This is a genomic window from Streptomyces sp. NPDC053750 (genome assembly GCF_044544295.1).
In the GTDB taxonomy this organism is placed as follows: Bacteria; Actinomycetota; Actinomycetes; order Streptomycetales; family Streptomycetaceae; genus Streptomyces.
Genome location: NZ_JBITXB010000005.1, coordinates 391335 through 417432 on the forward strand (window position 1 = coordinate 391335; position 26098 = coordinate 417432).

The following is a 26098-nucleotide window of genomic DNA, read 5'->3' on the forward strand; positions in this document are numbered from 1 at the left end:
CCCCCGGCTACCCTTGCGGGGTGAGCAGCCCCACCCCAGACGCCCTTCTGGGCCCCGCCGACGTCCGTGAACTCGCGGCAGCCCTCGGCGTACGCCCCACCAAACAGCGCGGCCAGAACTTCGTGATCGACGCGAACACGGTCCGCCGTATCGTCCGCACCGCCGAGGTACGCCCCGACGACGTGGTGGTCGAGGTGGGACCGGGTCTCGGCTCGCTCACCCTGGCCCTGCTGGAGGCCGCCGACCGGGTCACCGCCGTCGAGATCGACGACGTCCTCGCCGCCGCCCTGCCCGCCACGGTCGCCGCCCGGATGCCCGAGCGTGCCGACCGCTTCGCGCTGGTCCACTCCGACGCGATGCACGTGACGGAGCTGCCGGGCCCGGCCCCGACCGCGCTGGTCGCCAACCTGCCGTACAACGTCGCGGTGCCCGTCCTCCTCCACATGCTCGACACCTTCCCGAGCATCGAGCGCACCCTCGTCATGGTCCAGGCCGAGGTCGCCGACCGCCTTGCCGCCGGACCCGGCTCGAAGGTGTACGGCGTGCCCTCCGTGAAGGCGAACTGGTACGCCGAGGTCAAGCGGGCCGGCGCCATCGGCCGCAACGTCTTCTGGCCCGCGCCCAACGTCGACAGCGGCCTCGTGTCCCTGGTCCGGCGCACCGAGCCGCTGAAGACCACCGCGTCCAAGCGCGAGGTCTTCGCCGTCGTCGACGCCGCCTTCGCCCAGCGCCGCAAGACCCTGCGGGCGGCCCTCGCCGGGTGGGCCGGGTCTGCCGCGGCGGCCGAGGAGGCCCTCGTCGCCGCGGGCGTGTCGCCGCAGGCGCGTGGCGAGGCGCTCACCGTGGAAGAGTTCGCGCGTATCGCCGAACACAAGGCGCGCGCCGCCGAACACAAGGAGTGACGAGCAAGTGAGCGTGACGGTCCGCGTCCCCGCCAAGGTCAACGTCCAGCTCGCCGTGGGCGCCGCCCGCCCGGACGGCTTCCACGACCTGGCCAACGTCTTCCTCGCCGTCGGCCTGTACGACGAGATCACCGCGACTCCTTCACCCGGCGGCCTGCGCATCACCTGCGACGGCCCGGACGCCGACCGGGTCCCGCTGGACCGCACCAACCTGGCGGCCCGCGCCGCCCTGGCCCTCGCCGAGCGCCACGGCTGCGAGCCCGACGTCCACCTCCACATCGTCAAGGACATCCCGGTCGCCGGCGGCATGGCGGGCGGCAGCGCGGACGGCGCGGGCGCGCTGGTGGCCTGCGACGCGCTGTGGGGTACGGGCGCCTCCCGCGACGAGCTGCTCGCGATCTGCGCCGAGCTGGGCAGTGACGTGCCGTTCAGCCTGGTCGGCGGGGCGGCGCTGGGCACCGGGCGGGGCGAGAAGCTGACGGAGCTGGAGGTCGGCGGCGACTTCCACTGGGTGTTCGCCACGGCCGGGCGGGGACTGTCCACCCCGGCGGTCTACCGGGAGTTCGACCGGCTGGCGGAGGGCCGGGACGTTCCCGAGCCGGTCGCCGACCAGGCCGTCCTGGACGCCCTCGCCAAGGGCGACGCCGCCGCGCTCGCGGTCGCGCTGTCCAACGACCTCCAGCCGGCCGCGCTCTCCCTCTTCCCCGCACTGGGCGACACCCTCGCGGCAGGGCGTGCGGCGGGCGCGATGGCGGCCCTGGTCTCGGGCTCGGGTCCGACGACGGCCTTCCTGGCCCCGGACGCCAAGTCGGCGTCCGGCATCGCCGGGGTGCTGCGGGCGTCGGGGACCTGCCGGGACGTGCGTACGGCGGTGGGGGCGGCGCCCGGGGCGACGGTGGTCTGACCCGGGCACCCGGCGGCCGGGACTACCCTGGAGGGTCGATCGTCCCCCAGGCAGGAGAGAAATGGCCGTCAACCTGGTCAATGTCGAGAACGTCAGCAAGGTGTACGGCACCCGTGCCCTGCTCGACGGCGTGTCCCTCGGCGTCTCCGAAGGGGACCGCATCGGTGTCGTCGGGCGCAACGGCGACGGCAAGACGACCATGATCCGGATGCTGGCCAGGCTGGAGGAGCCCGACACCGGCCGCGTCACCCACTCCGGTGGGCTGCGGCTCGGCGTGCTCACCCAGCACGACTCCCTCGACCCCGAGGCCACCGTCCGCCACGAGGTCATCCGCGACCTGGCCGACCACGAGTGGGCGGGCAACGCCAAGATCAGGGACGTCCTGACGGGGCTGTTCGGCGGGCTCGACCTGCCCGGGTTCCCGCAGGGCCTGGACACCGTCATCGGGCCGCTCTCCGGTGGTGAGCGGCGCCGGATCGCGCTGGCCAAGCTCCTCATCGAGGAGCAGGACCTGATCGTCCTCGACGAGCCCACCAACCACCTCGACGTCGAGGGCATCGCCTGGCTCGCCCAGCACCTGCGCGAGCGCCGCTCCGCCCTCGTCTGCGTCACCCACGACCGCTGGTTCCTCGACCAGGTCTGCACCCGCATGTGGGACGTGCAGCGCGGCGACGTCCACGAGTACGAGGGCGGCTACTCCGACTACGTCTTCGCCCGCGCCGAACGCGAGCGCATCGCCGCCACCGAGGAGACCAAGCGGCAGAACCTCGTCCGCAAGGAGCTGGCCTGGCTGCGGCGCGGGGCGCCCGCGCGGACGTCCAAGCCCCGCTTCCGCGTCGAGGCCGCCAACGAGCTGATCGCCGACGTGCCGCCGCCCCGGGACAGCAGCGAGCTGATGAAGTTCGCCTCGTCCCGGCTCGGCAAGACCGTGTTCGACCTGGAGGACGTGACCGTCCAGGCCGGTCCCAAGGTGCTCCTCAAGCACATCACCTGGCAGCTCGGCCCCGGCGACCGCATCGGCCTGGTCGGTGTCAACGGTGCCGGCAAGACCTCCTTGCTGCGGACGCTCGCCGAGGCCGCCCGCAGCGAGGGCGAGCACCAGCCCGTGGGCGGGCACGTGCGCGTCGGCAAGACGGTCAAGCTGGCGTACCTGTCGCAGGAGGTCGCCGAGCTCGACCCGAACTGGCGGGTGCTGGAGGCCGTGCAGCGGGTGCGCGAGCGCGTCGACCTCGGCAAGGGCCGGGAGATGACCGCCGGTCAGCTCTGCGAGACGTTCGGCTTCGGCAAGGAGAAGCAGTGGACGCCGGTCGGCGACCTCTCCGGCGGTGAGCGGCGGCGGCTCCAGCTGCTCCGCCTGCTGATGGACGAGCCCAACGTCCTCTTCCTCGACGAGCCCACCAACGACCTCGACATCGAGACCCTGACCCAGCTGGAGGACGTGCTCGACGGCTGGCCGGGATCGATGGTCGTCATCTCCCACGACCGGTTCTTCGTCGAGCGCACCACCGACCGCGTGTTCGCCCTGCTCGGCGACGGCGCGCTCCGGATGCTGCCGCGCGGCATCGACGAGTACCTGGAGCGGCGCCGGCGCATGGAGGAGGCCGCCGCGGCCAATGTTCCGGCGGCGGTGGCGAAGCCGGCCGCCGAGGCGCCGGAGAAGAGCGCCGCCGACGTGCGCGCCGCCAAGAAGGAGCTCCAGAAGATCGAGCGGCAGCTCGACAAGGTCTCCGAGAAGGAGGCCAAGCTGCACGGACGGATCGCCGAGAACGCCACGGACTTCGCGAAGGTGGCCGAACTCGACGCCGAGCTGCGGGAACTGGCGGGGCAGCGCGAGGAGCTGGAGACGCGCTGGCTGGAACTGGCCGAGGACGCCTGAGCCCTGCGCGCGGGGGGCGCGCGTGGCGTGAAGGGTGCGTGAAGGCGCGTAACAGAGGCATCACGGGCCGGTTCTCCCTTGGGAACAGGGGTGGACGCGGCCCGGTGGGCGGTTGGCCGCGGGTGATAGAAAGACCGTCCGAGGACTGTCCAAGGACTGTCCGGGACGGTCCGAAAGATTGCCTTCAGACGACTCCGAGGCCAGCGCGTACCTCGGGGCGTGGCTAGAAATCAGTAGTAATAAGGGGGAACGCGCTGATGAGCCAGCCGCCCAACCAGCCGCCGCAGCAGGGTGGCTTCGGAGCACCGCAGGACCCACCGCCGGGAGGTTTCGGGGCCCCGACCCCGCCGCCCCCGCAGGGCCCGCCGTCCGGTCCGGCGCCGCAGCCGGGGTACGGATATCCGCAGCAGCCGCCCGCGCAGCCGGGATACGGACATCCGCAGCAACAGCCGCCCGCGCAGCCGGGTCCGTACAACTCCGGCCCCTACGCCGCCCAGCCCCAGCAGCCGGGTCCGTACGGCCAGCAGCCCGGCTACGGCTATCCGCAGCCGCAGTTCCCGGGAGCGCCCGGCACCCCGCCGCCCGGCGGCTCCGGCTCGCGCAACCCCTTCAAGGGCAAGCCCGCCCTCGTCGTCGGCGCCGCGGTCGCGGCCCTGCTCGTCATCGGCGGCAGCGTGTGGGCGGTCACCGCGAACAGCGGTGACGACAAGGACAAGAAGCCCGTCGCCGGCAAGAGCGACGACCCCAAGCCCTCCGGCTCCGGTGGTGCCCCCGTCGACCCCGTCGACCCCGGAGACGGCAGCGGCGACGGCGGCGAGGACCCGGAGGACCTCAACGAGGGCCGCCAGGCCGGTGAGTCCCGGGTGCTCTGGTACAAGGAGGCGCCCGACGCGCCCGGTTCCGGAGCCGACGCCCCCGGCATGTGGATCACCGACAGGACCGCGGTGAAGGCGGCGTACAAGCAGCTCTTCGCCTACAACGTCGGCGACGGCAAGCCCACCTGGGAGCCGATCGCCTTCCCGGAGAAGATCTGCGCGGTCACCCCGGAGAAGACGGCCGCCGACAAGATCGTCGTCGCCTACATGAGCGGCTCCAGCGACCGTGCCGAGTGCAACCAGATGCAGGAGATCGACCTCGCCACCGGCGCGAAGGGCTGGAAGCAGGAGGTCGAGGACGGTGAACTCTTCGACTCCACCCTCTCCGTCGAGCTGAACGTCAGCGGCAACGTCCTCATGGTCGGCCGCTCCCAGTCCGGCACCGCCTACGACGTCACCACCGGCAAGAAGCTGTACGACAAGAAGCGGTACGGCGACGCCTGCTTCCCCGCCGGGTTCGCGACCGGACCGACGAAGATGGTCCAGGTCGCCTCCTGCGGCGCCGGCGGCAACAACGAGCACGACGAGGTCCAGGGGCTCGACCCGAAGACCGGCAAGGTCCTGTGGACCTACAAGTACGAGAAGGGCTGGCGCGTCGAGCGCACCTACTCCGTCGACCCGCTCGTCGTCTACGCCACCAACGAGGACAAGAAGGTCTGGAACATCTCCACCTTCACCGCCGCCGGCAAGGTCCTCGAACAGGTCGGCGTCGAGGAGGACTTCGCCCCCGAGTGCGGCTGGGCCATCCTCGACCGCGACCTCCAGGGCTGCGCGGGTGCCGTCGTCGCCGCGGGCACCCTCTACCTGCCGACCGAGGCGACCACCGGCGCCAACGAGATCGTCGCGATCGACCTCACCACCGGCAAGGAGAAGTGGCGCGTCAAGTCTCCCGCGGACGAGTCGATGACGCCGCTGAAGATCGAGGGCGGCAACCTCATCGCGTACGTGCAGCCGTCCTACGACGCGGGCGGCCAGGTCGTGTCGATCGCGACCGGTGGCAGCGACCACAAGCCGGCCAAGCTGTTGCAGAACCCGCAGGGTGTCGCGGAGATCGAGAACAGCTTCTACTCCAAGGACATCGACTGGGTCGACGGGCGCTTCTACATCTCCACCACGCGCCTGAACGGCAACGACGACACGAAGGAGAAGTTGATGCTCGCCTTCGGCAAGTGACCTTCTCCGGCTGCTCGTTCTCGTTTCCGTTGCCGTTCCCGTCCCCGTCCTCTCCGCTCTTCGAGGTGCTCACGCCATGACACAGCCGCCGCCCCCGCCACCCAACCAGCCTCCGCAGCAGGGGGGCTTCGGCCCGCCGCAGGGTCCGCCGACTCCACCGGCTTCCGAACCGGGGTACGGGTACCCGCAGACGCCGCCGCCCCCGGCGCCCGGGGCTCCGCCCGCCGCGCCGACGGGTGCGCCGCAGCCCGGGTACGGGTACCCGCAGACCCCGCCGCAGCCGCAGCCCGGTTACGGCTACCCCGGTCAGCAGCCGGGGCCCTACGGTCAGCCGACGCCGCCGTACGGTCAGCCGGGCCAGCCCGGACAACCCGGGTACGGGTATCCGCAGGCGACCGTGCCGATGCAGGCCCAGGCGGGCGGGTCCGGTGGCGGGCGGAAGATCAACGCCCAGGTGGCGATCATCGTGGCGGCCGTCGTCGCGATCGCGCTGATCATCGGCGGCGGTGTCTGGTACGCCGGCTCCACCGGTGACGACGGCGGCAAGGACGACACCGCGAGCTCCAGCGGCGGCACCGGGGGCAAGGGCGGCACGGACGAGAAGGGCGGCACCGGCGGCACCTCCGGCGAAGCCAAGGAGAAGGCGCCCGCGGACCCCGCCGCCAAGGTGCTCTTCCAGGTGCCCGCGCCCGCCGTGAGCAAGGACGACAACAGCGTCGCCGTCAACGGCTCGTGGCTCACCGACAAGGTGTACGCCAAGAGCGGCATCGCCGAGGTCGTCGGCTACGACCCCGCCAAGGGCAGCAAGCTGTGGACGGTCAAGCTGGCCGGGCCCGTCTGCGCGGCCAGCCGGCACGTCACCGCCGACAACAAGACGGTCGTCATCCACCAGTCCGGCATGCCGACCAAGGCCGAGCCCTTCCACGGCTGCACCGAGATCGCGCTGATCGACCTCGACGCGGGCAAGGCCCTGTGGACGAAGAACGGCAAGATCAGCGACCGGGCGGTCTCGTTCAACAACGTCACGATCAGCGGCGACACCGTCGCGGCCGGCAGCAACGACGGCGGTTTCGCCTTCGAGGTGGCCACGGGCAACGTGCGGTGGTCCCCGAAGACCACCGACACCTGCACCGACGCGGGCTACGGCGGCGGCGAGAAGCTGGTCGCGGTGCGCAGGTGCGGTACGTACGACGCCCGGGAGCTGCACATCCAGACCATCGACCCGAAGACCGGGAAGGTGATCTCCGAGTACAAGATGGCCAAGGGCATCGAGTACGCCAGCGTCGTGTCGACGAACCCGCTGCTCGTCGCCGCCGACGTCGCCGACTCCGCCGGTGACGGCAGCGGCATCTCGGACTTCTTCTCCATCGACAACAAGACCGGCAAGCTGCTCACCCGCATCTCGGCGCCGGGCGACCAGTTCGCGGCCGAGTGCGACGGCATCACCAAGGTCGAGCAGTGCACGGGCATCGCGGTCGGCGACAACCGGCTCTACCTCCCGACCGAGGAGCACGAGGGCAGCGGCGAGGGCTACAGCCGGACCAACGAGGTCGTCGCCTTCGACCTGGCGACCGGCAAGCAGACCGGGCAGCGCGCGGACGCCGGTGAGGACTACACGATCACGCCGCTGCGCATGGACGGCGGCAACGTGCTCGCGTACAAGCGCCCGCCGTACGACAAGGGCGGCCAGATCGTCTCCATCGACGGCGGGTCGTTCAAGCAGACCACGCTGCTGGAGAACCCGGCGACCGAGGCGGTGCGGGACGTGGAGTCCAGCATGTCGCCGGAGTACTCCGAGCTTCTCTACTCGCAGGGGCGCCTGTACATGTCGCAGGTGTACGCCAGCGAGCCGACCAGCGCGGACGACAAGGAGTACCTGGTGATCGCGTTCGGTACCAGCGGCTGAGGCTGCCCTTCCTGCCGTGGCTGACGGCCCCGTCCCTTCTCAGGGGCGGGGCCGTGGTGCGTCGATTTCGGCGATCCGGGGCAGTTCTCGCCGGTAGGGGCAGCGCGAGGCCGCGCCAGCGTGTAGCTTCCGGGGGACTGGGGAGGGTGACTGGGGGGTTGCTCGATGGGAGTACGGCTCATGGTGGTCGACGACCACCGATTGCTGGCCGAGGCGTTGGCCTCGGCACTGAAACTGCGGGGGCATCGGGTGCTCGCCGCGGCGGCACCGGCCGCGGGGGCGGCGGAGCTGGTGATCAGCCGGGCGCCGGAGGTGTGCCTGCTGGGGACGGCCACGCCGGCCGAGGCGGGGATCTTCGATCCGGTGGTGCGGATCAAGCGGGAGCGTCCGCAGGTGGCGGTGCTGGTGCTCGGCCCGGTGCCGAGTCCACGCGGTATCGCCGCGGCGTTCGCGGCGGGGGCCTCGGGGTACGTTCGGCACGACGAGCGGATAGAGGGCGTCGAGCGGGCGATCATGAAGGCGCGGGCCGGCGAGGCGGCGGTGGCGCCGGGGCTGTTGCAGGGGGCGTTCGGTGAGCTGCTGAACCCGGCCGCGCAGCCCGACGACGAGGGGCAGCGGCTGTTGCAGATGCTGACCCCGCGGGAGGTCGAGGTCCTGGTGCGGGTCGCCGACGGGGAGGACACCCGGCTGATCGCGGCCGGGATGGGGATCGCGCCGTCCACCGCCCGTACGCATGTGCAGCGGGTGCTGATGAAGCTGGGCGTGGGGTCGCGGCTGGAGGCGGCGGCGCTGGCGGCTCGGACGGGGCTGCTGGAGCGGGCAGGTGCGGGGGCCTCCGGCGGTTGAGCGGGGGTGCCTGCGGCGGCCTGTGGCTGCTTCGGTGGGGGTGCGTGCTGCGCGGTGCGTGGTCCTGTGGGTCGGGGCCGCGCCGGGGGGTGTCCGTCCTCGGAACGGCGCGGAATCGGTCGGCCACAGATGGACCGGCGCGGACGCGCCAACCACTGCGGGCGGACACCCCCCGACACGTCCCCTTCTCGCCGTACGCGGCTTTCCGTCCACCCGCCGCAGCTGCGGGCCGCCTCCCGCTTAGCTGCGGGCAGTCGTGCCGCTGGGGCGGCACGGGTGGGCGCAGCGGCACCCCGCTACGCCGGGCCGCGTCACCCACCCCCGGCCCACACCCGCGCCGGGTGACCTGGAGAGGGCCGTCACCGCACCGGCGTCACTCCCTCGCCCCCTCCTCGGCAGAGGGCGGCGGCGGAGGAGCCGTGGGCCGCAGCTTCAGCCACGCCAGGAAGAACAACCCCAGCACCAGCATCCCGAGCCCGGTCCACAGGTTGATGTTCACCCCCTGCGCCTTGTCGATCTCGTCGTCGGACGCCAAGAAGCCCGCGATCGTCACGATGACGCCGTAGACCACGAACAGCCCGCCGATGATCCGCCGGATGTCGAACAGCCGCGCGGCCGTGACGGACTTGGTCTCCAGCTCGGAGACCTCGGCCTGGACGTCCTTGTCGGAGTAGGAATCAGACATGCTCTCTCAATCCTCTCGCGATCAGAACGAGAACGGGATGTAGCAGGCGGCGGCCAGGACGACCGCGCCCCAGCCCAGCAGCGCCGGCCTGCGGTACCACGCGTCGTCGCCCTCGGCGGGCGGCTCGGCCATGCCGGGGGAGCGGGTGCCGTAGACCAGGCCCTCGAGTTCCTCGGCCGGCTTCGGCGCGGTGAACAGGGTCACGGCGACCATGACGACCGCGCCGGCCACGAAGCCCGCGATCGCCGAGACGAAGTTGGCGCCCTGGTCGGAGGGGATGTCGATGATGCCCTGCTTGTAGATGACGAAGTAGTTCACCATCGCGGCCGTCGTGCCCGCGATCAGGCCCCAGAAGCCGGACTTCATGGACGCCCGCTTCCAGAACATGCCGATGATGAAGACCACGAACATCGGCACGTTGAAGAAGGAGAAGAGCGTCTGGAGGTAGCTCATGATGTTGGAGAAGGAGGAGGCGAGGAACGCCGTGCCGATCGAGGCCAGGACGCCGATCACGGTGATCAGCCGGCCGAAGCGCACGTAGTAGGCGTCCTCCCGGCCCTTCACGACGTACTTCGCCCAGATGTCGGTGGTGAAGACCGTGTTGAAGGACGACACGTTCGCCGCCATGCCCGCCATGAACGCGGCCAGCAGACCGGTCACCGCGATGCCGAGGACACCGTTGGGCAGCAGCTGCTGCATCAGGTACGGGATCGCGTCGTTGTACTGGAGGTCCGAGCCCGGGGTGCCGATCTTCGGGACGAGGACCGCGGCGACCAGGCCCGGGATCATGACGACGAAGACGATGAAGATCTTCGGGAAGGCGGCGATGAGGGGGGTGCGCTGGGCCGCCGAGAGGTTCTTCGCGGACAGGGCGCGCTGCACCTCGGCGAAGTTCGTCGTCCAGTAGCCGAAGGACAGGACGAAGCCGAGGCCCAGGACGATGGTCAGCCAGTTGGCGCCGAGCGGGTTGTCGCTGCCGATGCCCGTGCCTCCCCATGACGTCATGAAGTCGGCGCCGTGGGTCTGGGAGAGGGAGTCGGACAGGCCGTCCCAGCCGCCGACCTTCTTGAGGCCCAGGACGGTGATCGGGATGAGGCCGGCCAGGATCACGAAGAACTGGAGGACCTCGTTGTAGATGGCCGAGGAGAGGCCGCCGAGGGTGATGTAGGCGAGTACGAAGAAGCCCGCGACCACGATGGCCACCCACTCCGGCCAGCCGAGGAGGGCCTCGACGACGATCGCGAGGGCGTAGAGGTTCACGCCGGCGATCAGGATGGCGGCGAAGGCGAACAGGATCGAACTGAGCAGGTGTGCCGCTTTGTCGAAGCGGAGCAGGAGGAACTCGGGGACCGAGCGGACCTTCGAGCCGTAGTAGAACGGCATCATCACCAGGCCCAGGAAGACCATCGCCGGGATGGCGCCGATCCAGTACCAGTGGGTCGTGTAGACGCCGTACTGGGCGCTGTTGGCGGCCATGCCGAGGATCTCGGTGGCGCCCAGGTTGGCCGCGACGAAGGCGAGACCGGTGACCCAGGCGGGCAGCGAGCGGCCGGACAGGAAGAAGTCCAGGCTGGTCTTGACCGAGCGGCGGGCGGCGAAGCCGATGCCGAGGACGACGACGAAGTAGATCCCGAGGATCGAGTAGTCGAGCCAGTTGGTCGGGAGTCGAAGCTCCGCGGCTAGATATGTGGGGGTATGCATACGAACTCGCTTCGTTGCGCGAACTGATCCGAGCGGAACCTACGCCTCCGCGTTCAGAAACTGAACACTTCTGGTGATGTTCTTTGTTTGATTGTGATGATCGATGTCCTGGTCGGTTGTGATGTGTTATGTTTGATTGTGTTGAGTGATTGGGTGTGGGTGTAGAGGAGTGCGGCTGTGAAGAAGACCTCGACCCGGCTGGCCGACGGTCGCGAGCTCGTCTACTACGACCTGCGCGACGACGCGGTGCGCGACGCCGTGGACCGGCGTCCGCTGGAGCGGACCGTCACCACCTCCGAGGTCCGCCGCGACCCGCTCCTCGGCGACTCGGTCGCCATCGCCTCGCACCGTCAGGGCCGCACCTACCACCCGCCCGCCGACGAGTGCCCGCTGTGCCCCTCGCAGGGCGAGCGGCTGAGCGAGATCCCCGACGCGTCGTACGACGTGGTGGTCTTCGAGAACCGTTTCCCCTCGCTGGCCGGCGACTCCGGCCGCTGCGAGGTCGTCTGCTTCACCTCCGACCACCGGGCCTCCTTCGCCGACCTGAGCGAGGAGCAGGCCCGGCTCGTGCTCGACGCCTGGACGGACCGCACGTCGGAGCTCTCCCATCTGCCCTCCGTTGAACAGGTGTTCTGCTTCGAGAACCGCGGCGCCGAGATCGGTGTGACGCTGGGTCACCCGCACGGGCAGATCTACGCCTACCCCTTCACCACGCCCCGCACCGCCCTGATGCTCCGTTCACTCGCCGCGCACAAGGAGGCGACGGGCGGGGAGAACCTGTTCGACGCGGTGGTGGAGGAGGAGCTGGCCGGCGAGCGGGTCGTCCTGGAGGGTGAGCACTGGGTCGCCTTCGTGCCGTACGCCGCGCACTGGCCGTACGAGGTGCACCTCTACCCCAAGCGGCGCGTGCCCGACCTGCTCGGGCTCGACGAGGCGGCGCGCACAGAGTTCCCCCAGGTCTATCTGGAACTGTTGAGGCGCTTCGACCGGATCTTCGGGGAGGGTGAGCCTCCGACGCCGTACATCGCGGCCTGGCACCAGGCCCCGTTCGGACAGCTGGAGGACTTCGAGGGCGTGACGCGGGACGACTTCGCGCTGCACCTCGAGCTTTTCACCATCCGCCGTACGTCCGGCAAGCTGAAGTTCCTCGCGGGTTCCGAGTCCGGCATGAACGTGTTCATCAACGACGTGCCGCCGGAGCGCGCGGCCGAGCGACTGCGAGAGGTAGCGAGTTCATGAGCGGGAAGTACCTGGTGACGGGCGGGGCCGGTTACGTCGGCAGCGTGGTGGCCCGGCATCTGCTGGAAGCCGGCCACGAGGTCGTCGTCCTCGACAACCTCTCCACGGGCTTCCGCGAGGGCGTGCCCGCGGGCGCCTCGTTCATCGAGGGCGACATCCGTGATGCCGCCAAATGGCTGGACTCCTCGTTCGACGGCGTCCTGCACTTCGCCGCCTTCTCCCAGGTCGGCGAGTCGGTCGTGAAGCCGGAGAAGTACTGGGACAACAACGTCGGCGGGACCATGGCCCTGCTGGACGCCATGCGTACGGCGGGCGTGCGCCGGCTCGTCTTCTCCTCCACGGCGGCGACGTACGGGGAGCCGCAGCAGGTCCCGATCGTCGAGTCGGCGCCGACCGCGCCGACCAACCCCTACGGCGCCTCCAAGCTCGCCGTCGACCACATGATCAGCGGTGAGGCGGCGGCCCACGGGCTGGGCGCGGTCTCGCTGCGCTACTTCAACGTCGCGGGCGCGTACGGGGAGTACGGCGAGCGCCACGACCCCGAGTCGCACCTGATCCCGCTGGTGCTCCAGGTCGCGCAGGGCAGGCGCGAGGCCATCTCCGTCTTCGGCGACGACTACCCGACGCCGGACGGCACCTGCGTGCGCGACTACATCCACGTCGCCGACCTGGCCGAGGCCCATCTGCTGGCCCTGGACGCGGCCGTCCCCGGCGAGCACCTCATCTGCAACCTGGGCAACGGCAACGGCTTCTCCGTCCGCGAGGTCGTCGAGACCGTCCGCCGGGTGACGGGCCACCCGATCCCCGAGGTCGTGGCCCCGCGCCGGGGCGGCGACCCGGCGGTCCTGGTGGCGTCGGCCGACGCGGCCCGGGAGAAACTGGGCTGGAACCCGTCCCGCGCGGACCTCGCGGGGATCGTCGCGGACGCGTGGGAGTTCGCGCAGCGCCGCGCGAACTAGGACTTACGGAAGGGTGAGGGGTCAGGGCATGGGCGAGGCTGTCGCAGAGGCCGTCGGCGAGCGGTTCCGGGAGCTGTACGGGGCGGAGCCCCAGGGGGTGTGGGCGGCGCCGGGCCGGGTCAACCTCATCGGCGAGCACACCGACTACAACGACGGCTTCGTCATGCCGTTCGCCCTGCCGCACACCGCGGTCGCGGCCGTCTCCCGGCGCGAGGACGGCGTGCTGCGCCTGCACTCGGCGGACATCGGCACCGGCCCCGTCGAGTTGCGCGTCGCGGACCTGACCCCCGAGTCGGACAAGTCCTGGACGGCGTATCCGTCCGGCGTGGTCTGGGCGCTGCGCGAGGCCGGCCACGAGATCACCGGCGCCGACGTCCACCTGGCCTCGACGGTCCCCTCGGGCGCGGGCCTGTCCTCTTCGGCCGCCCTGGAGGTCGTGCTGGCCCTGGCCTTGAACGACCTGTACTCCCTCGGCCTGCGCGGCTGGCAGCTGGCCCGCCTGTGCCAGCGCGCGGAGAACGTCTACGTCGGCGCCCCCGTCGGCATCATGGACCAGACCGCCTCCGCCTGCTGCGAGGCCGGCCACGCCCTCTTCCTCGACACCCGCGACCTCTCCCAGCGGCAGATCCCCTTCGACCTCGCCGCCGAGGGCATGCGCCTGCTCGTCGTCGACACCCAGGTCAAGCACTCCCACAGCGAGGGCGAGTACGGCAAGCGCCGCGCGGGCTGCGAGAAGGGCGCCGCGCTGCTGGGCGTGGACGCGCTGCGGGACGTGGCGTACGACGAACTGGACGCGGCGCTGGAGCGACTGGCCGACGACGAGGAGGTCCGCCGCCTGGTCCGGCACGTCGTCACGGAGGACGAGCGCGTGGAGCGGGTGGTGTCCTTGCTGGAGTCCGGCGACACCCGCGCCATCGGCCCCGTCCTGGCCGAGGGCCACGCCTCCCTGCGCGACGACTTCCGCATCTCCTGCCCGGAGCTGGACCTGGTCGTCGACACGGCCCTCGCCTCCGGCGCCCTGGGCGCCCGCATGACGGGCGGCGGCTTCGGCGGCTCGGCGATCGTCCTGGTGGAGGAGGCCGACGTCGACGCCGTCACCAAGGCGGTGGAGGAGGCCTTCGCGGCGGCGGGCTTCACGACGCCGCGGGTGTTCGAGGCGGTGCCGTCGGCGGGGGCGCGGCGGGTGGGGTGACGGGTCAGCCGTTGTACCGGCAGTCGAACGTGCGTCCCGCCTCTCCCGACGGAGAGCGGCGACCACGGCGCCGACTTGTCCCCCCAGCGAGCTACACGCAGGTGACCACCACAGGGTGAAGATACGGGGCTGCTGCGTCCCTAGAGTCCTCATCAGTCGCCGGGAACGACCGACCGGCCGGCCGAGAGAGATCCCCGAGAACTCGTACCCGTGGCCCGCCCCTGCCTGTTGGAGGCCCCTCCATGTTCCGCACCCTCGCCAAAGCGACCGCTGCCATCGCCGTCGTCTGCACCGTGGCCGGTGCGGGACTGGTCCTCGACGAGGAGTACGCCACGGCCGACTCCGACACCGAGGACACGCTCGCCGCAGCGTCCGGGGGAGCCTCCTTCACGGGATCGAGGAAGATCCGCATCGACGGCCCGGTAGCACCCCCCCCATACCGGCCCTGGGCCGTGGCTTCCCCCGCCACGGCCCAGGGCCTCTGCCGTTCCGCCTTTCGGCCACCTCCGGCCTGCCTCGCCCGGTCGTCTCAGTCCCACCGCTTCACCAGCGTGTACTCCGTGACCCCCGGCGGATAGTCGGGGATCACGCACATCACGTCGTAGCCGCGCTTGGTGTAGAAGCCCGGGGCCTGGAAGTCCCAGGTCTCCACGCGGGCGGCGGTGCAGCCGCGTTCGGTGCGGGCCGTGCGTTCCGCCTCGTCGAGGAGGGCGGAGCCGAGGCCCGAGGAGCGGTGCCCGTCGTCGACCCACAGGTACGTCACGTGCAGCCAGGTCGCCCAGGTGTGGCCGACGAGGCCGCCCGCCAGTGCGCCGGCCTCGTCCAGGAGCCATACGTGCAGGGGGAATTCGCGTTCGTGAGGGGTTCCGCGCAGGGAACGCAGAACCGAGGAAGCCGCGTTGTTCGTCTCTCGCAGGCGAGTGCGCAGCAGATCGCGTCGTGCTTTGTCGACTTCTGTCACAAGACGAAACATGCGGCTCACCATAAACGGGCCGGGCGGTCAGTTCTGCAAATAGCCTTCCGCTCCCGGCGCCCGCCCGTACTCTGAGGGGCAGCACCGGTGGGGGCCGGTGTCGTTCAGGGGGCGAGACAGCCGGGTACGGCGCCCGGGGCGGGGGTGGCGGTGACTGCACGGCGGCGGCCGTGCGGCTGCGGCGACCCGTCCCCGGAGTACCGAGCGCACAGCTGGATACGGGGCTTCGGGCGTCGTACCCGTGCCGGTTTCGTCATCCGAGGACGGACAGACGCTGGGTATCCCCTGCTCCTCGCGGAGCTCGGGGGAGGGGGTTTCGTGGTTCGCATCCGAGTCCTGGTCGTCGACGACCATCGCATCTTCGCCGAGTCGCTCGCCGCGGCGCTGGCCGCCGAGCCCGACGTCGACGTGTCCGCGGCCGGCAGTGGTCCGGCCGCGCTGCGCTGCCTGGAGCGGGCCGCGTCCGAGGGGCGGCGGTTCGACGTGCTGCTCGTCGACGCGGACCTGGGCGGTCATGTGCCCGGCGTGCGGCCGGCCGTGCCCGTGCGCGAGGGCAACGAGGACGGGCTGGTGGACGGGATCTCCCTGGTCGCCGGGGTACGGACGGCACAGCCCGGGGTGCGGATCGTCGTCCTCGCCGAGAAGGACGACCCCCGGCGGGCGGCCCTCGCGCTGGGGGCCGGGGCCTCGGGGTGGGTGGCGAAGGACTGCTCCCTGTCGCGGCTGCTCAGCGTGATCCGGGGGGTCCTGCGCGACGAGACGCATCTGCCGCCCGCCCTGCTCACCGGCGTCCTGCGCGAGCTGACCGCCGCCCGCAAGCACCGCACCGAGAGCGAGCGGCTGGTCGAGTCGCTGACCCCGCGGGAGCGGGAGGTGCTGCGCTGCATGGTCGCCGGGCTGGGGCGCAAGGCCGTCGCCGAGCGGCTGTACCTGTCCCCGCACACCGTGCGCACCCACATGCAGAACGTCCTGGGCAAGCTGGGCGTCCACTCCACCCTCGCCGCGGTGGCGCTGGCCCGGCGGGCCGGGGTCGGGCCGGTGGACCTAACCGGGGATGTTGTCGAACGGGGCGGTCAGCTGGCGTAGGAGTGCCGCCAGTTCGCTGCGCTGGGCCCGGGAGAGTTCGGCCAGGATCGCGCGCTCCTGCTCCAGCAGGCCCGCCAGCGACTGGTCGGCGCGGTCCCGGCCCTCGTCCGTGAGCCGGACCAGCACGCCGCGCCGGTCGCTGGGGTCGGGCAGGCGCTCCACCAGGCCCTTCTTGGCCAGGCGGTCGATACGGTTGGTCATCGTGCCCGAGGTGACCAGGGTCTGGGTGAGCAGCTGCCCCGGCGAGAGCTGGTACGGGGTGCCCGCGCGGCGCAGGGCCGTCAGGACGTCGAACTCCCAGGGCTCCAGATTGTGTTCGGAGAAGGCGAGGCGGCGCGCGCGGTCCAGGTGCCGGGCGAGTCTGCTGACCCGGCTCAGGACCTCGAGCGGTTCCACGTCGAGGTCCGGGCGCTCCCGGCGCCATGCTGCGACCAGCCGATCGACCTCGTCCTCCATGACGATCAGTGTAGTGGTTGTGTCGACATGAAGTCTCTTGGTGTCGACTATCTTGACGTCGAGAGAGTTTCCGGGTCACGCTGGGTACGCGTCCCGCCGTACGGCCATCCTGGAGGCTCCATGTCCGCCACCGCCCCCACCTGGGATCCTGCTCAGTACCTGCGCCACGCCGGCCACCGTGCCCGGCCCTTCACCGACCTCCTCGCCCAGGTCCCCGAAATCCCCGCCCGGCCGCCCCGCATCGCCGACCTCGGCTGCGGCCCCGGCAACGTCACCGCCCTGCTCGCCGGCCGCTGGCCCACCGCCCGCATCACCGGCCTCGACAACTCACCCGAGATGCTGGAGCGGGCCCAGGAGCACGCCGGTCCCACCCCCGGTGGCGGCCGCATCGACTTCGCCCCCGCCGACGCCCGCACCTGGGCCCCCGCCGAGCCGTACGACCTGATCGTCAGCAACGCCACCCTCCAGTGGGTCCCCGGCCACGTCGAGCGCTTCGCCGACTGGATCGACGGGCTCGCCCCCGGCGGCACCCTCGCCTTCCAGGTGCCCGGCAACTTCGCCGCCCCCAGCCACCGCCTGATGCGGGAACTCGCCGCCTCCCCGCGCTGGCGGCACCGCCTCGCCGGCACCCTGCGCCACGACGACGCCGTCCTCACCCCCGAGGCGTACCTCGCCCACCTGACCGGCCTCGGCTGCACGGCGGACGTCTGGGAGACGACGTACGTCCACCTGCTGACCGGGGAGGATCCCGTCCTCGACTGGGTGAAGGGGACGGGGCTCCGGCCCGTACTCACCGCCCTCGACGGCGATCCGGAGGCCCGGGACGCGTTCGTCGCCGAGTACCGGGACGCCCTGCGCGCCGCCTACCCGCCCGGCCCCCACGGCACCCCGTTCCCCTTCCGCCGGGTCTTCGCCGTCGCCGTCAAGGAGGCGTGAGCCGTGCTCGTAGCGGTCGACCACGTCCAGCTCGCCGCCCCGCCCGGCTCCGAGGGCGCCCTGAGGGCGTACTACGTGGACGTCCTCGGCATGACCGAGATCCCCAAGCCGCCGGCCCTCGCGGCGCGCGGCGGGTGCTGGTTCCAGGCCGGCACCGTCCAGCTCCACCTGGGCATCGAGGGGGACTTCCGGCCGGCGAAGAAGGCCCACCCGGGGCTCAGGACGACCGGCATCGAGGCGTACGCCGCCCGGCTGGCCGCGCGCGGCGCGCCGGTCACCTGGGACGACGCCCTGCCGGGGCACAAGCGCTTCTACTCCGAGGACCCGGTGGGCAACCGCCTCGAGTTCCTGGAGCCGGTCGGCTGACACCCCGCCGACCGGGCGGCGCTACGACTTCCGGTGCCCGATCAGCCGTGGCTTCTGCTCCAGGCCGTCCAGGCCGTGCCACGCCAGGTTCACCAGGTGCGCCGCCACCTCCGCCTTCTTCGGGCGGCGCACGTCCAGCCACCACTGGCCGGTCAGCGCCACCATCCCGACCAGCGCCTGCGCGTACAGCGGGGCCAGCTTGGCGTCGAAGCCGCGGTTCTTGAACTCGCGGCCCAGGATGTCCTCCACCTGGGTGGCGATGTCCGAGATGAGGGAGGCGAAGGAGCCCGTCGACTGCGGGATGGGGGAGTCGCGGACCAGGATGCGGAAGCCGTCCGTGTACTCCTCGATGTAGTCCAGGAGGGCGAAGGCGGCCTGCTCGCACAGCTCCCGCGGATGGCCGGCGGTCAGGGAGCTGGTCACCATGTCCAGCAGCCGCCGCATCTCGCGGTCGACGACGACCGCGTACAGCCCCTCCTTACCGCCGAAGTGCTCGTACACCACCGGCTTGGACACCCCGGCCTTCGCCGCGATCTCCTCCACCGACGTGCCCTCGAAACCCTTCGCCGCGAAGAGGGTGCGGCCGATCTCCAGCAGCTGCTGGCGACGCTCGGCACCGGTCATCCGGGTGCGACGCGCGCGCCGGGGCTTCTCATGGTTCGGGGTGCTGCTGGAGTCGGTCGCCACAGCGACCATCATGCCGCCTCGACGGTTTCCTTCCGGCGGCGGGCGCCGCCTTGGTCCGTGTTGCGCCGGGAATCGATACGCGAGCGTGACGGCCACCGCACGTCGTACGCCCATCCGAGCTGCTCGAACCAGCGGATCAGGCGCGCCGACGAGTCGAGCTGGCCGCGCATCACACCGTGCCGCGCCGACGTCGGGTCGGCGTGGTGCAGGTTGTGCCAGGACTCACCGCAGGACAGGATCGCCAGCCACCACACGTTGCCCGAACGGTCCCGCGACTTGAACGGACGCCTGCCGACGGCGTGGCAGATCGAGTTGATCGACCACGTCACGTGGTGGAGCAGCGCCACCCGGACGAGTGACCCCCAGAAGAACCCGGTGAACGCGCCCCACCAGGACATCGTCACCAGCCCGCCGATCAGCCCCGGAAGGGCCAGCGACACCACCGTCCACAGCACGAACTGGCGGGAGATCGCGCGCAGGGCGGGGTCCTTGATCAGGTCCGGGGCGTACTTGTCCTGCGGCGTCTGCTCCTCGTCGAACATCCATGCGATGTGGGCCCACCACAGACCCTTGACCAGGGCCGGCACCGTCTCGCCGTACCGCCACGGCGAGTGGGGATCGCCCTCGGCGTCGGAGAACTTGTGGTGCTTGCGGTGGTCGGCGACCCAGCGGACCAGCGGCCCCTCGACCGCCATCGACCCCGCGATCGCCAGCGCGATCTTCAGCGGCCGCTTCGCCTTGAAGGAACCGTGCGTGAAGTGACGGTGGAAGCCGATGGTGATGCCGTGGCAGCCCAGGAAGTAGAAGAAGACCAGCAGCCCCAGGTCCAGCCAGCTCACGCCCCACCCCCACGCCAGCGGCACCGCCGCCACCAGCGCGAGGAACGGGACGGTGATGAACAGCAGCAGGGTGATCTGCTCGATCGAGCGTTTCTGTTCGCCGCCCAGCGTGGCGGAGGGCGCGCCGCTCGGCGTGGCGGAGGGCCCGGCACCGTCGTCAGGGCCCTTCGGAGCGTCCGGGATCACATCGGAACTCGTGGTCATGCGCGTTCCCTGGTGGGTCGAGGGTGGTGGCTGTGCCGGGCGGCGGGAACACGCACGGTTTCCCTACGGTTCCGTAACCTACGGCGACGTAAGTATGGCAGCGCGTCACCCCGCGGCAAGAGCCCGAGAGCCTGCGCGTCCTGACCGACACCTATCCTGGGAGTCGGTCGGACAGCGCGGTCCGCTCTGAATACTTCCCGGACGTCCGGCCCCGTAAGCGGCGCCCGCCGCGCGAGACGCCGTCCGGGTTCCCTCCCAGACGAGCTTCAACACTGCAAGGAGCCGCACCTGTGAGCAGTGCCGACGACCAGACCACGACGACCAGCAGCGAGCTGCGCGCCGACATCCGCCGGCTGGGTGATCTCCTCGGGGAGACCCTCGTCCGGCAGGAGGGCCCCGAGCTGCTGGAGCTCGTCGAGAAGGTACGCCGACTCACCCGAGAGGACGGCGAGGCCGCGGCGGAACTGCTGCGCGGCACCGAACTGCAGACCGCCGCCAAGCTGGTCCGCGCCTTCTCCACCTACTTCCACCTCGCCAACGTCACCGAGCAGGTCCACCGAGCCCGCGAACTGGGCGCCCGGCGCGCCACCGAGGGCGGACTGCTCGCCCGCACCGCCGACCGCCTCAAGGACGCCGACCCCGAGCACCTGCGCGACACCGTCCGCAACCTCAACGTCCGGCCCGTCTTCACCGCCCACCCCACCGAGGCCGCCCGCCGCTCCGTCCTCAACAAGCTGCGCCGCATCGCGGCCCTCCTGGACACCCCGGTCATCGAGTCCGACCGGCGCCGCCTCGACACCCGCCTCGCCGAGAACATCGACCTCGTCTGGCAGACCGACGAGCTGCGCGTGGTGCGCCCCGAGCCCGCCGACGAGGCCCGCAACGCCATCTACTACCTCGACGAGCTGCACGCCGGCGCCGTCGGCGACGTCCTCGAGGACCTCACCGCCGAACTCGAGCGCGCCGGCGTCAAGCTGCCCGACGACACCCGCCCCCTCACCTTCGGCACCTGGATCGGCGGCGACCGCGACGGCAACCCCAACGTCACCCCCCAGGTCACCTGGGACGTCCTCATCCTCCAGCACGAACACGGCATCAACGACGCCCTGGAGATGATCGACGAGCTGCGCGGCTTCCTCTCCAACTCCATCCGCTACACCGGAGCGACCGAGGAACTGCTCGCCTCCCTCCAGGCCGACCTCGACCGGCTCCCCGAGATCAGCCCCCGCTACAAGCGCCTCAACGCCGAAGAGCCCTACCGGCTCAAGGCCACCTGCATCCGGCAGAAGCTGGAGAACACCAAGCAGCGCCTCGCCAAGGGCACCCCCCACGAGGACGGCCGCGACTACCTCGGCACCGCCGAGCTCATCAGCGACCTGCGCATCGTCCAGGACTCGCTCAGGGAACACCGCGGCAGCCTCTTCGCCGACGGCCGCCTCGCCCGCACCATCCGCACCCTGGCCGCCTTCGGCCTCCAACTCGCCACCATGGACGTCCGCGAACACGCCGACGCCCACCACCACGCCCTCGGTCAGCTCTTCGACCGGCTCGGCGAGGAGTCCTGGCGCTACGCCGACATGCCCCGCGAGTACCGCACCAAGCTCCTCGCCAAGGAGCTCAGGTCCCGGCGCCCGCTGGCCCCCACCCCGGCCCCCGTCGACGCCGCCGGCGAGAAGACCCTCGGCGTCTTCCAGACCGTCAAGCGCGCCCTGGAGGTCTTCGGGCCCGAGGTCATCGAGTCCTACATCATCTCCATGTGCCAGGGCGCCGACGACGTCTTCGCGGCAGCGGTCCTCGCCCGCGAGGCCGGCCTCATCGACCTGCACGCCGGCTGGGCGAAGATCGGCATCGTGCCGCTCCTGGAGACCACCGACGAGCTCAAGGCCGCCGACACCATCCTGGAGGACCTCCTCGCCGACCCCTCCTACCGGCGCCTGGTCGCCCTGCGCGGCGACGTCCAGGAGGTCATGCTCGGCTACTCGGACTCCTCCAAGTTCGGCGGCATCACCACCAGTCAGTGGGAGATCCACCGGGCGCAGCGGCGCCTGCGCGACGTCGCCCACCGCTACGGCGTACGGCTGCGCCTCTTCCACGGCCGCGGCGGCACCGTCGGCCGCGGCGGCGGCCCCACCCACGACGCGATCCTCGCCCAGCCCTGGGGCACCCTCGAGGGCGAGATCAAGGTCACAGAGCAGGGCGAGGTCATCTCCGACAAGTACCTCATCCCGGCCCTGGCCAGGGAGAACCTGGAGCTGACCGTCGCGGCCACCCTCCAGGCCTCCGCCCTGCACACCGCACCCCGCCAGTCGGACGAGGCGCTCGCCCGCTGGGACGCCGCCATGGACGTCGTCTCCGACGCCGCCCACACCGCGTACCGGGGGCTCGTCGAGGACCCGGCCCTGCCGTCCTACTTCCTCGCCTCCACGCCCGTCGACCAGCTCGCCGACCTGCACCTGGGCTCGCGGCCCTCCCGCCGCCCCGGCTCGGGCGTCTCGCTCGACGGACTGCGCGCCATCCCGTGGGTGTTCGGCTGGACGCAGTCCCGGCAGATCGTCCCCGGCTGGTACGGCGTCGGCTCCGGCCTCAAGGCGCTGCGCGAGGCCGGTCTGGACACCGTCCTGGACGAGATGCACCAGCAGTGGCACTTCTTCCGGAACTTCATCTCCAACGTCGAGATGACCCTCGCCAAGACCGACCTGCGCATCGCCCAGCACTACGTCGACACCCTCGTCCCCGACGAGCTCAAGCACGTCTTCGACGCCATCAAGGCCGAACACGAGCTCACCGTCGCCGAGGTCCTGAAGGTCACCGGCGAGAAGGAACTGCTCGACGCCGACCCCGTCCTCAAGCAGACCTTCACCATCCGCGACGCCTACCTGGACCCGATCTCCTACCTCCAGGTCGCCCTCCTCGGCCGCCAGCGCGAGGCCGCCGCCGCGGGCCAGGACCCCGACCCCCTGCTCGCCCGAGCCCTCCTCCTCACGGTCAACGGCGTAGCAGCAGGCCTCCGCAACACCGGCTGACGCACGCCGCAGCACACGACAGTGCCCCCGCGCTCGACCCAGAGCACGGGGGCACCGTCACGTCACGTCGTCGTACGCACCAGCCTCACACCACCAAGAACGCCCCCGTCAGCAGAGCCACACCAGACCCCGCCATCACCCACGCCACCCGCGTCCGCCGCAGCCCACCCGCCACCACCACCGACGCCAGCAACAACGCCCCACCCAACGGCACCCACGCATACAGCACCCCGGCTGGACCGGACCGCACCGCGTCGTCGCTGCCGGGCTTCATCACCACGGAGTACGTCCGCCCCGCGGCCACCGCGACCGAGTCCTCCAGAACCACCCGCTCCCGCGCCTGCGACCCCGCGGACACCGGCGCGTAGGGCCCACTGCACGTGCCCCCACCGCACCGCGTCACCTCGACCGTGCCCTGCTCACGTCCCTTGGTCAGCAGCACGTGCTGCGCCGTACCCCAGGACGCCCAGACACCGGCGATCAGGATCAGCGCCGTGACCGTGCCCATCGCCGCGAGTCGACCGAACCACAGCACGGCACGGGAGGCCTGACGGGGACGGGCAGCGGCGGCGGCTGAGGCAGGCATGGCCGGGATCATTGGCCATACCTGCGCCTTCGGTCAACTCGTCAGGAGTTGCTCATCAGGAGTTGTACGCGCTCTGCGCGCGCTCCAGCCCCTCGATCACCAGGGCCTCCACCGCGTCCGCCGCCCGGTCCACGAAGTAGTCCAGCTCCTTGCGCTCCGACGACGAGAAGTCCCGCAGCACGAAGTCCGCCACCGGCATCCGCCCCGGCGGCCGGCCGATCCCGAACCGCACCCGGTGGTAGTCCGAACCCAGGGACTTCGTGATCGACTTCAGGCCGTTGTGCCCGTTGTCCCCACCGCCCAGCTTCAACCGCAGCACGCCGTAGTCGATGTCCAGCTCGTCGTGGACCGCCACGATGTTGCCGACCGGCACCTTGTAGAAGTCCCGCAACACCGTCACCGGACCGCCCGACACGTTCATGAACGACATCGGCTTCGCCAGGATCACCCGCCGGTTGCCCGGCCCCGGCGGCCCGATCCGCCCCTCGACCACCTGCGCCTGCGCCTTGCCGTGCCGCTTGAACCGCGCCCCGATCCGCTCCGCCAGCAGATCCACCACCATGAAACCGACGTTGTGCCGGTTCGAGGCGTACTCGCCGCCCGGATTTCCGAGACCGGCCACCAGCCAGGGAGCACCCGCGTCCGTCGTCACGTCCGTGTCTCCTTCCCGTCCGTCATACCCGTCCATACATACGCGACGGCCGCTGCCCCGCGCGGGAACACCCGCACGGGAACAGCGGCCGACCAAACGTTGACCGTAGGGGGAGGATCAGGCCTCGGCGGCCGCTTCGCCCTCGCCCGCACCCTCGGCCGCGGGCTCCTCGGCCTGCGCCGCCAGGACCTGCAGCACGACGGTCTCGTCCTCGACGGTCAGCTTCACGCCGTTCGGCAGCTTGATGTCCTTGGCGTGGATCGAGGCACCGGCCTCCAGACCCGCCACCGAAACGGTGACCTGCTCCGGGATGTGCGTGGCCTCGGCCTCGACCGGCAGCGCGTCCAGGACGTACTCCAGCAGGTAGCCGCCCGGGGCCAGCTCGCCCTCGGCCTGCACCGGGACCTCGACCGACACGGTCTCGCCGCGCGTGACCAGCTGCAGGTCGACGTGCTCCAGGAAGCCCTTGATCGGGTCACGCTGGACCGACTTCGGGATCGCCAGCTCGTTGGTCTTGCCGTCGATGTCCAGCGCGATCAGCACGTTGGAGGTACGCAGCGCGAGCAGCAGCTCGTGGCCCGGCAGGGTCAGGTGGATCGGGTCCGAACCGTGGCCGTACAGCACACCGGGGACCTTGTTGTCACGACGGATACGACGCGCGGCACCCTTGCCGAACTCGGTGCGCGTCTCGGCGGTGAGCTTCACCTCGGACATGATCACTCCTCGTAGAGGTAGATACGGACGTGGTCACCCGGCCACGAACGGCCTGCTACGAAGAGCGCGTCGATAACGGACAGCCATACCCACGCCTTCGAAAAGACGAGTACGGCCTCCCTCGCCGAGCAACTTCAGCAGTCTACTCGGAGAGGAAGGCCGTACCCAAAACGATCAGGGGCCAGGCCCCGGGGACCCTGCAGAACGGTTACTGCAGAACCCTTACTGCTCGTCGAACAGGCTCGTCACCGAACCGTCCTCGAACACCTCACGCACCGCACGCGCGATCGTCGGCGCGATCGACAGCACCGTGATCTTGTCCAGCTCCAGCTCGTTCGGCGTCGGCAGCGTGTTCGTGAACACGAACTCGCTCACCTTGGAGTTCTTCAGCCGGTCCGCCGCCGGACCCGACAGCACACCGTGCGTCGCCGTCACGATGACGTCCTCCGCGCCGTGCGCGAACAGCGCGTCCGCCGCCGCGCAGATCGTGCCACCGGTGTCGATCATGTCGTCGACCAGGACACAGATCCGGCCCTTCACATCACCGACGACCTCGTGCACCGTGACCTGGTTCGCCACGTCCTTGTCGCGCCGCTTGTGCACGATCGCCAGCGGCGCACCCAGACGGTCGCACCAACGGTCCGCCACCCGCACCCGGCCGGCGTCCGGAGACACCACCGTCAGCTTCGAACGGTCCACCTTCGCACCCACGTAGTCCGCCAGCAGCGGCAGCGCGAACAGGTGGTCCACCGGGCCGTCGAAGAAGCCCTGGATCTGGTCCGTGTGCAGATCCACGGCCAGGATCCGGTCCGCACCCGCCGTCTTCATCAGGTCCGCGATCAGACGCGCCGAGATCGGTTCACGTCCCCGGTGCTTCTTGTCCTGCCGCGCGTAACCGTAGAACGGCACGATGACGGTGATGGAGCGGGCCGACGCGCGCTTCAGCGCGTCGATCATGATCAGCTGCTCCATGACCCACTTGTTGATCGGGGCCGTGTGGCTCTGGATCAGGAAGCAGTCCGCACCACGCGCCGACTCCTGATACCGCACATAGATCTCGCCGTTCGCGAAGTCGAAGGCCTTCGTCGGGACGACCCCGACACCCAGCTGCTGGGCGACCTCCTCGGCAAGCTCGGGGTGGGCGCGGCCGGAGAAGAACATCATCTTCTTCTCGCCGGTCGTCTTGATCCCGGTCACAGCACTTTCTCCTCAGAGGTTTCGCAGCTGAGCGTCACGACGCTCTCCCGGCTGGCTGCGGGGCGTCTCAGCTGGTGGGGTGCGGATGTGCACTTATCACGGTACGCCGTGTTCGACGCAC

24 protein-coding genes are annotated in these 26098 nt (G+C 70.9%); 14 read left to right on the forward strand and 10 right to left on the reverse strand.

The window, feature by feature from the left end:
• Positions 1-20 precede the first annotated feature (20 nt).
• The 6 genes from rsmA to ACIGO6_RS17675 all read left to right on the forward strand — a co-directional run bounded on the left by rsmA (position 21) and on the right by ACIGO6_RS17675 (position 8482).
• Positions 21-902 (forward strand): 16S rRNA (adenine(1518)-N(6)/adenine(1519)-N(6))-dimethyltransferase RsmA, encoded by an 882-nt coding sequence (gene rsmA, locus ACIGO6_RS17650; RefSeq protein WP_399876724.1) that lies wholly within the window; start codon positions 21-23, stop codon positions 900-902.
• Positions 903-909: 7 nt separating this feature from the next.
• Positions 910-1806 carry a 4-(cytidine 5'-diphospho)-2-C-methyl-D-erythritol kinase gene (locus ACIGO6_RS17655; RefSeq protein WP_399876727.1) on the forward strand — a complete coding sequence of 299 codons (897 nt, stop codon included), beginning with the start codon at positions 910-912 and terminating at the stop codon, positions 1804-1806.
• A 61-nt stretch (positions 1807-1867) separates the two neighbouring features.
• On the forward strand, positions 1868-3682 hold the full coding sequence (locus tag ACIGO6_RS17660) for an ABC-F family ATP-binding cassette domain-containing protein (protein ID WP_399876728.1): 1815 nt from the start codon (positions 1868-1870) through the stop codon (positions 3680-3682).
• Positions 3683-3939: 257 nt separating this feature from the next.
• Positions 3940-5730: a PQQ-binding-like beta-propeller repeat protein gene (locus ACIGO6_RS17665; protein WP_399876731.1), complete on the forward strand. Its 1791-nt coding sequence runs from the start codon at positions 3940-3942 to the stop codon at positions 5728-5730.
• 76 nt (positions 5731-5806) lie between these two features.
• Positions 5807-7636 (forward strand): PQQ-binding-like beta-propeller repeat protein, encoded by a 1830-nt coding sequence (locus ACIGO6_RS17670; protein ID WP_399876734.1) that lies wholly within the window; start codon positions 5807-5809, stop codon positions 7634-7636.
• A gap of 165 nt (positions 7637-7801) precedes the next feature.
• Positions 7802-8482 carry a LuxR C-terminal-related transcriptional regulator gene (locus ACIGO6_RS17675; RefSeq protein ID WP_399876736.1) on the forward strand — a complete coding sequence of 227 codons (681 nt, stop codon included), beginning with the start codon at positions 7802-7804 and terminating at the stop codon, positions 8480-8482.
• A 373-nt stretch (positions 8483-8855) separates the two neighbouring features.
• Here ACIGO6_RS17675 and ACIGO6_RS17680 read toward each other — a convergent pair whose 3' ends face one another.
• Positions 8856-9167 carry a hypothetical protein gene (locus ACIGO6_RS17680; RefSeq protein WP_399876739.1) on the reverse strand — a complete coding sequence of 104 codons (312 nt, stop codon included), beginning with the start codon at positions 9165-9167 and terminating at the stop codon, positions 8856-8858.
• Between the two features lie 21 nt (positions 9168-9188).
• On the reverse strand, positions 9189-10868 hold the full coding sequence (locus ACIGO6_RS17685; protein WP_399876742.1) for a sodium:solute symporter family protein: 1680 nt from the start codon (positions 10866-10868) through the stop codon (positions 9189-9191).
• A gap of 177 nt (positions 10869-11045) precedes the next feature.
• On the opposite strand from ACIGO6_RS17685, the gene galT reads away from it, so the two are divergent.
• The 4 genes from galT to ACIGO6_RS17705 all read left to right on the forward strand — a co-directional run bounded on the left by galT (position 11046) and on the right by ACIGO6_RS17705 (position 14836).
• Complete coding sequence (gene galT / locus ACIGO6_RS17690) at positions 11046-12107, forward strand: galactose-1-phosphate uridylyltransferase (protein WP_399876745.1); 1062 nt, start codon at positions 11046-11048, stop codon at positions 12105-12107.
• Positions 12104-13066, forward strand: a complete 963-nt coding sequence (galE, locus tag ACIGO6_RS17695; RefSeq protein ID WP_399876748.1) for a UDP-glucose 4-epimerase GalE — start codon at positions 12104-12106, stop codon at positions 13064-13066. The genes galT and galE overlap by 4 nt, the downstream gene beginning before the upstream one ends.
• Before the next feature lie 28 nt (positions 13067-13094).
• On the forward strand, positions 13095-14258 hold the full coding sequence (gene galK, locus ACIGO6_RS17700) for a galactokinase (RefSeq protein ID WP_399876751.1): 1164 nt from the start codon (positions 13095-13097) through the stop codon (positions 14256-14258).
• A 242-nt stretch (positions 14259-14500) separates the two neighbouring features.
• Positions 14501-14836, forward strand: coding sequence for a hypothetical protein (locus ACIGO6_RS17705; protein WP_399876753.1), 336 nt, complete (start codon positions 14501-14503; stop codon positions 14834-14836).
• On the opposite strand, the gene ACIGO6_RS17710 is transcribed toward ACIGO6_RS17705, so the two are convergent.
• Positions 14788-15243, reverse strand: a complete 456-nt coding sequence (locus ACIGO6_RS17710; RefSeq protein ID WP_399876754.1) for a GNAT family N-acetyltransferase — start codon at positions 15241-15243, stop codon at positions 14788-14790. The genes ACIGO6_RS17705 and ACIGO6_RS17710 overlap by 49 nt on opposite strands.
• Before the next feature lie 306 nt (positions 15244-15549).
• Here ACIGO6_RS17710 and ACIGO6_RS17715 point away from each other — a divergent pair, with 306 nt between their 5' ends.
• On the forward strand, positions 15550-16317 hold the full coding sequence (locus tag ACIGO6_RS17715) for a LuxR C-terminal-related transcriptional regulator (RefSeq protein ID WP_399876757.1): 768 nt from the start codon (positions 15550-15552) through the stop codon (positions 16315-16317).
• Here the strand turns inward: ACIGO6_RS17715 and tamR are convergent.
• Positions 16276-16773, reverse strand: a complete 498-nt coding sequence (gene tamR, locus ACIGO6_RS17720; protein WP_399876760.1) for a MarR family transcriptional regulator TamR — start codon at positions 16771-16773, stop codon at positions 16276-16278. The genes ACIGO6_RS17715 and tamR overlap by 42 nt on opposite strands.
• A gap of 120 nt (positions 16774-16893) precedes the next feature.
• On the opposite strand from tamR, the gene ACIGO6_RS17725 reads away from it, so the two are divergent.
• Both ACIGO6_RS17725 and ACIGO6_RS17730 read left to right on the forward strand, forming a co-directional pair.
• Complete coding sequence (locus tag ACIGO6_RS17725) at positions 16894-17709, forward strand: trans-aconitate 2-methyltransferase (RefSeq protein WP_399876762.1); 816 nt, start codon at positions 16894-16896, stop codon at positions 17707-17709.
• Positions 17710-17712: 3 nt separating this feature from the next.
• Positions 17713-18075: a glyoxalase gene (locus ACIGO6_RS17730; protein WP_399876764.1), complete on the forward strand. Its 363-nt coding sequence runs from the start codon at positions 17713-17715 to the stop codon at positions 18073-18075.
• A gap of 21 nt (positions 18076-18096) precedes the next feature.
• On the opposite strand, the gene ACIGO6_RS17735 is transcribed toward ACIGO6_RS17730, so the two are convergent.
• Positions 18097-18774 carry a TetR family transcriptional regulator gene (locus ACIGO6_RS17735; RefSeq protein WP_399876765.1) on the reverse strand — a complete coding sequence of 226 codons (678 nt, stop codon included), beginning with the start codon at positions 18772-18774 and terminating at the stop codon, positions 18097-18099.
• On the reverse strand, positions 18771-19805 hold the full coding sequence (locus tag ACIGO6_RS17740) for an acyl-CoA desaturase (RefSeq protein ID WP_399876767.1): 1035 nt from the start codon (positions 19803-19805) through the stop codon (positions 18771-18773). The genes ACIGO6_RS17735 and ACIGO6_RS17740 overlap by 4 nt, the downstream gene beginning before the upstream one ends.
• A 290-nt stretch (positions 19806-20095) precedes the next feature.
• Between ACIGO6_RS17740 and ppc the strand changes: the two genes are divergently transcribed.
• A complete protein-coding gene (gene ppc / locus ACIGO6_RS17745; RefSeq protein WP_399876770.1) occupies positions 20096-22828 on the forward strand; it encodes a phosphoenolpyruvate carboxylase in 2733 nt (910 codons plus the stop codon).
• 85 nt (positions 22829-22913) lie between these two features.
• Here ppc and ACIGO6_RS17750 read toward each other — a convergent pair whose 3' ends face one another.
• The 4 genes from ACIGO6_RS17750 to ACIGO6_RS17765 form a co-directional block, all read right to left on the reverse strand.
• Positions 22914-23426: a hypothetical protein gene (locus ACIGO6_RS17750; RefSeq protein ID WP_399876771.1), complete on the reverse strand. Its 513-nt coding sequence runs from the start codon at positions 23424-23426 to the stop codon at positions 22914-22916.
• A gap of 43 nt (positions 23427-23469) precedes the next feature.
• Entirely contained in the window at positions 23470-24102 is a 633-nt protein-coding gene (pth, locus tag ACIGO6_RS17755) for an aminoacyl-tRNA hydrolase (protein WP_399876774.1), read from the reverse strand.
• 81 nt (positions 24103-24183) lie between these two features.
• Entirely contained in the window at positions 24184-24780 is a 597-nt protein-coding gene (locus ACIGO6_RS17760; protein WP_399876776.1) for a 50S ribosomal protein L25/general stress protein Ctc, read from the reverse strand.
• Positions 24781-25002: 222 nt separating this feature from the next.
• Positions 25003-25977: a ribose-phosphate diphosphokinase gene (locus tag ACIGO6_RS17765; protein ID WP_061444301.1), complete on the reverse strand. Its 975-nt coding sequence runs from the start codon at positions 25975-25977 to the stop codon at positions 25003-25005.
• Positions 25978-26098: the final 121 nt, after the last annotated feature.